A 5560-nucleotide genomic window follows, 5' to 3' on the forward strand; every position below is an offset into this window, starting at 1 on the left:
CCTACGCGCTCTGTGTTTTCCAGCCAAAAAGAAGAAACCCCAGACCTCTTTCGAGATCTGGGGTTTCGTATAGGAGCTTGACGATGACCTACTCTCACATGGTGAAGCACCACACTACCATCGGCGATGCGTCGTTTCACTTCTGAGTTCGGGATGGGATCAGGTGGTTCCAACGCTCTATGGTCGTCAAGCAATTCGGTTGGAGTCTCGTGGTTTAGACGCGACCCCATATTGGGTATGTGACAGTCGTTTGGCTTGGCCCTTGGGCCTGTAGCTCTCGCAAATTTTCGGCTGTTGTCGACTTCACCATCGACACCCTCTGCGTTGAGGGCAGATTGTTTGGGTGTTATATGGTCAAGCCTCACGGGCAATTAGTATGGGTTAGCTCAACGCCTCACAGCGCTTACACACCCCACCTATCAACGTCGTAGTCTTCGACGGCCCTTCAGGGAGCTCAAGGCTCCAGTGAGATCTCATCTTGAGGCAAGTTTCCCGCTTAGATGCTTTCAGCGGTTATCTTTTCCGAACATAGCTACCCGGCAGTGCCACTGGCGTGACAACCGGAACACCAGAGGTTCGTCCAACCCGGTCCTCTCGTACTAAGGTCAGCCCCTCTCAAATCTCAAACGTCCACGGCAGATAGGGACCGAACTGTCTCACGACGTTCTAAACCCAGCTCGCGTACCACTTTAAATGGCGAACAGCCATACCCTTGGGACCGGCTTCAGCCCCAGGATGTGATGAGCCGACATCGAGGTGCCAAACACCGCCGTCGATATGAACTCTTGGGCGGTATCAGCCTGTTATCCCCGGAGTACCTTTTATCCGTTGAGCGATGGCCCTTCCATACAGAACCACCGGATCACTAAGACCTACTTTCGTACCTGCTCGACGTGTCTGTCTCGCAGTCAAGCGCGCTTTTGCCTTTATACTCTACGACCGATTTCCGACCGGTCTGAGCGCACCTTCGTACTCCTCCGTTACTCTTTGGGAGGAGACCGCCCCAGTCAAACTACCCACCATACACTGTCCTCGATCCGGATGACGGACCAGAGTTAGAACCTCAAGGTTGCCAGGGTGGTATTTCAAGGATGGCTCCATGAGAACTGGCGTCCCCACTTCAAAGCCTCCCACCTATCCTACACAAGCAAGCTCAAAGTCCAGTGCAAAGCTATAGTAAAGGTTCACGGGGTCTTTCCGTCTAGCCGCGGATACACTGCATCTTCACAGCGATTTCAATTTCACTGAGTCTCGGGTGGAGACAGCGCCGCCATCGTTACGCCATTCGTGCAGGTCGGAACTTACCCGACAAGGAATTTCGCTACCTTAGGACCGTTATAGTTACGGCCGCCGTTTACCGGGGCTTCGATCAAGAGCTTCGCTTGCGCTAACCCCATCAATTAACCTTCCGGCACCGGGCAGGCGTCACACCCTATACGTCCACTTTCGTGTTTGCAGAGTGCTGTGTTTTTAATAAACAGTCGCAGCGGCCTGGTATCTTCGACCGGCAGGGGCTTACGTAGTAAATACTTCACCCTCACCGGCGCACCTTCTCCCGAAGTTACGGTGCCATTTTGCCTAGTTCCTTCACCCGAGTTCTCTCAAGCGCCTTGGTATTCTCTACCTAACCACCTGTGTCGGTTTGGGGTACGGTTCCTAGTTACCTGAAGCTTAGAAGCTTTTCCTGGAAGCATGGCATCAACCACTTCGCATTCTAAAAGAACGCTCGTCATCAGCTCTCGGCCTTGATCTCCCGGATTTACCTAAGAAACCAGCCTACCACCTTAAACACGGACAACCAACGCCGTGCTGGCCTAGCCTTCTCCGTCCCTCCATCGCAGTAACTAGAAGTACGGGAATATTAACCCGTTTCCCATCGACTACGCATTTCTGCCTCGCCTTAGGGGCCGACTAACCCTGCGTCGATTAACGTTGCGCAGGAAACCTTGGTCTTTCGGCGTGGGTGTTTTTCACACCCATTGTCGTTACTCATGTCAGCATTCGCACTTCTGATACCTCCAGCAAGCTTCTCAACTCACCTTCACAGGCTTACAGAACGCTCCTCTACCGCTCATCCAAAGGATGAACCCGTAGCTTCGGTGTATGGTTTGAGCCCCGTTACATCTTCCGCGCAGGCCGACTCGACTAGTGAGCTATTACGCTTTCTTTAAAGGATGGCTGCTTCTAAGCCAACCTCCTAGCTGTCTAAGCCTTCCCACATCGTTTCCCACTTAACCATAACTTTGGGACCTTAGCTGACGGTCTGGGTTGTTTCCCTTTTCACGACGGACGTTAGCACCCGCCGTGTGTCTCCCGTGCTGACACTTGCTGGTATTCGGAGTTTGCATCGGTTTGGTAAGTCGGGATGACCCCCTAGCCGAAACAGTGCTCTACCCCCAGCAGTGATACACGAGGCGCTACCTAAATAGCTTTCGAGGAGAACCAGCTATCTCCGAGCTTGATTAGCCTTTCACTCCGATCCACAGGTCATCCGCTAACTTTTCAACGGTAGTCGGTTCGGTCCTCCAGTCAGTGTTACCTAACCTTCAACCTGCCCATGGATAGATCGCCCGGTTTCGGGTCTATACCCAGCGACTAAAGCGCCCTATTAAGACTCGCTTTCGCTACGCCTCCCCTATTCGGTTAAGCTCGCCACTGAATATAAGTCGCTGACCCATTATACAAAAGGTACGCAGTCACCCAACAAAGTGGGCTCCCACTGCTTGTACGCATACGGTTTCAGGTTCTATTTCACTCCCCTCTCCGGGGTTCTTTTCGCCTTTCCCTCACGGTACTGGTTCACTATCGGTCAGTCAGTAGTATTTAGCCTTGGAGGATGGTCCCCCCATGTTCAGACAAGGTTTCTCGTGCCCCGTCCTACTCGATTTCATTGATAAGAGCGTTTCGTGTACGGGGCTATCACCCACTACGGCGGCACTTTCCAGAGCCTTCCACTACACTCAAACCAACTTAAGGGCTAGTCCCCGTTCGCTCGCCACTACTAAGGGAATCTCGGTTGATTTCTTTTCCTCAGGGTACTTAGATGTTTCAGTTCCCCTGGTTCGCCTCTTGCACCTATGGATTCAGTACAAGATACCTAGGTTATCCTAGGTGGGTTCCCCCATTCAGAGATCTCTGGATCACAGTCTGTTTGCCGACTCCCCAAAGCTTTTCGCAGGCTACCACGTCTTTCATCGCCTCTGACTGCCAAGGCATCCACCGTATGCGCTTCTTCACTTGACCATATAACCCCAAGCAATCTGGTTACTGTCTCAATCGTGAAGACGACATTCGCCGAAAATTTGCGTCTTGAGAACTACAAATTTTGCCTTGATTAACAACGTGCAGTGAAACACGTCGTTAGTCACTTCTATCACATACCCAAATTTTTAAAGAACGATTTTCTACCGGTCAAAAGACCAGAAATCAGCACTCACCAGGTCTACCCTGAAGCGCTCATTTCTGAACTCTTTCCTTCTACCGCAACGCGCGAGAGTGGTGGAGCCAAGCGGGATCGAACCGCTGACCTCCTGCGTGCAAAGCAGGCGCTCTCCCAGCTGAGCTATGGCCCCGTAATCTTCTGCACCAAGCAATTGGTAGGTCTGGGCAGATTTGAACTGCCGACCTCACCCTTATCAGGGGTGCGCTCTAACCAACTGAGCTACAGACCTATAACAGGGTCGCGTTACAGCATCGTCTTCGACTATGAATCAAGCAATTCGTGTGGGAACTTATGAAGAAGCTGATGTCTTCGATTAAGGAGGTGATCCAGCCGCAGGTTCCCCTACGGCTACCTTGTTACGACTTCACCCCAGTCATGAATCACTCCGTGGTAACCGTCCCCCCGAAGGTTAGACTAGCTACTTCTGGAGCAACCCACTCCCATGGTGTGACGGGCGGTGTGTACAAGGCCCGGGAACGTATTCACCGTGACATTCTGATTCACGATTACTAGCGATTCCGACTTCACGCAGTCGAGTTGCAGACTGCGATCCGGACTACGATCGGTTTTATGGGATTAGCTCCACCTCGCGGCTTGGCAACCCTTTGTACCGACCATTGTAGCACGTGTGTAGCCCTGGCCGTAAGGGCCATGATGACTTGACGTCATCCCCACCTTCCTCCGGTTTGTCACCGGCAGTCTCCTTAGAGTGCCCACCCGAGGTGCTGGTAACTAAGGACAAGGGTTGCGCTCGTTACGGGACTTAACCCAACATCTCACGACACGAGCTGACGACAGCCATGCAGCACCTGTGTCTGAGTTCCCGAAGGCACCAATCCATCTCTGGAAAGTTCTCAGCATGTCAAGGCCAGGTAAGGTTCTTCGCGTTGCTTCGAATTAAACCACATGCTCCACCGCTTGTGCGGGCCCCCGTCAATTCATTTGAGTTTTAACCTTGCGGCCGTACTCCCCAGGCGGTCAACTTAATGCGTTAGCTGCGCCACTAAAATCTCAAGGATTCCAACGGCTAGTTGACATCGTTTACGGCGTGGACTACCAGGGTATCTAATCCTGTTTGCTCCCCACGCTTTCGCACCTCAGTGTCAGTATCAGTCCAGGTGGTCGCCTTCGCCACTGGTGTTCCTTCCTATATCTACGCATTTCACCGCTACACAGGAAATTCCACCACCCTCTACCGTACTCTAGCTCGCCAGTTTTGGATGCAGTTCCCAGGTTGAGCCCGGGGCTTTCACATCCAACTTAACGAACCACCTACGCGCGCTTTACGCCCAGTAATTCCGATTAACGCTTGCACCCTTCGTATTACCGCGGCTGCTGGCACGAAGTTAGCCGGTGCTTATTCTGTTGGTAACGTCAAAACACTAACGTATTAGGTTAATGCCCTTCCTCCCAACTTAAAGTGCTTTACAATCCGAAGACCTTCTTCACACACGCGGCATGGCTGGATCAGGCTTTCGCCCATTGTCCAATATTCCCCACTGCTGCCTCCCGTAGGAGTCTGGACCGTGTCTCAGTTCCAGTGTGACTGATCATCCTCTCAGACCAGTTACGGATCGTCGCCTTGGTGAGCCATTACCTCACCAACTAGCTAATCCGACCTAGGCTCATCTGATAGCGCAAGGCCCGAAGGTCCCCTGCTTTCTCCCGTAGGACGTATGCGGTATTAGCGTTCCTTTCGGAACGTTATCCCCCACTACCAGGCAGATTCCTAGGCATTACTCACCCGTCCGCCGCTAAATCAGGGAGCAAGCTCCCTTCATCCGCTCGACTTGCATGTGTTAGGCCTGCCGCCAGCGTTCAATCTGAGCCATGATCAAACTCTTCAGTTCAATACTGCTTGGGTTTTGAGAAAACCCTAAACTTGGCTCAGCAATCGCAAATAAACTCTCGAATTCACGAGTGTTACTTGTGATGCTGATAATCAGTCGACTACCAGTCTTACCTCACAAGCACCCACACGAATTGCTTGATTCAGTTGTTAAAGAACAGTTGGTTAAGCTTTTCGTCTCAACCGAGGCCGCGCATTCTACAGCAGCCCCTCTCTCTGTCAAGCTGTTTTTCGAATTTATTTCCGGAGAAACTCTTTTCTACTCAACC

General features: G+C 52.1%; 2 tRNA genes, 3 rRNA genes and 1 pseudogene. 1 reads left to right on the plus strand and 5 read right to left on the minus strand.

Going from position 1 to position 5560, the window contains the following annotated elements:
• Window positions 1-75 precede the first annotated feature (75 nt).
• From rrf to N7333_RS23795, 5 genes are all read right to left on the minus strand, one after another.
• Window positions 76-191, minus strand: a 5S ribosomal RNA gene (gene rrf, locus N7333_RS23775).
• 159 nt (window positions 192-350) lie between these two features.
• Window positions 351-3243 (minus strand): 23S ribosomal RNA (locus tag N7333_RS23780).
• Between the two features lie 253 nt (window positions 3244-3496).
• Window positions 3497-3572: transfer RNA gene (locus N7333_RS23785), tRNA-Ala, on the minus strand.
• A gap of 22 nt (window positions 3573-3594) precedes the next feature.
• Window positions 3595-3671, minus strand: a tRNA-Ile gene (locus N7333_RS23790).
• Between the two features lie 85 nt (window positions 3672-3756).
• Window positions 3757-5292, minus strand: a 16S ribosomal RNA gene (locus N7333_RS23795).
• Together the 16S, 23S and 5S rRNA genes with 2 tRNA genes alongside form the textbook arrangement of a ribosomal RNA operon.
• Window positions 5293-5371: 79 nt before the next feature.
• Here N7333_RS23795 and N7333_RS23800 point away from each other — a divergent pair.
• A pseudogene (locus N7333_RS23800) lies at window positions 5372-5560 on the plus strand (hypothetical protein); the annotation flags it as partial.

It is taken from the genome of Pseudomonas sp. GD04158 (genome assembly GCF_029834875.1).
Taxonomy (GTDB): Bacteria; Pseudomonadota; Gammaproteobacteria; order Pseudomonadales; family Pseudomonadaceae; genus Aquipseudomonas; species Aquipseudomonas hydrolytica.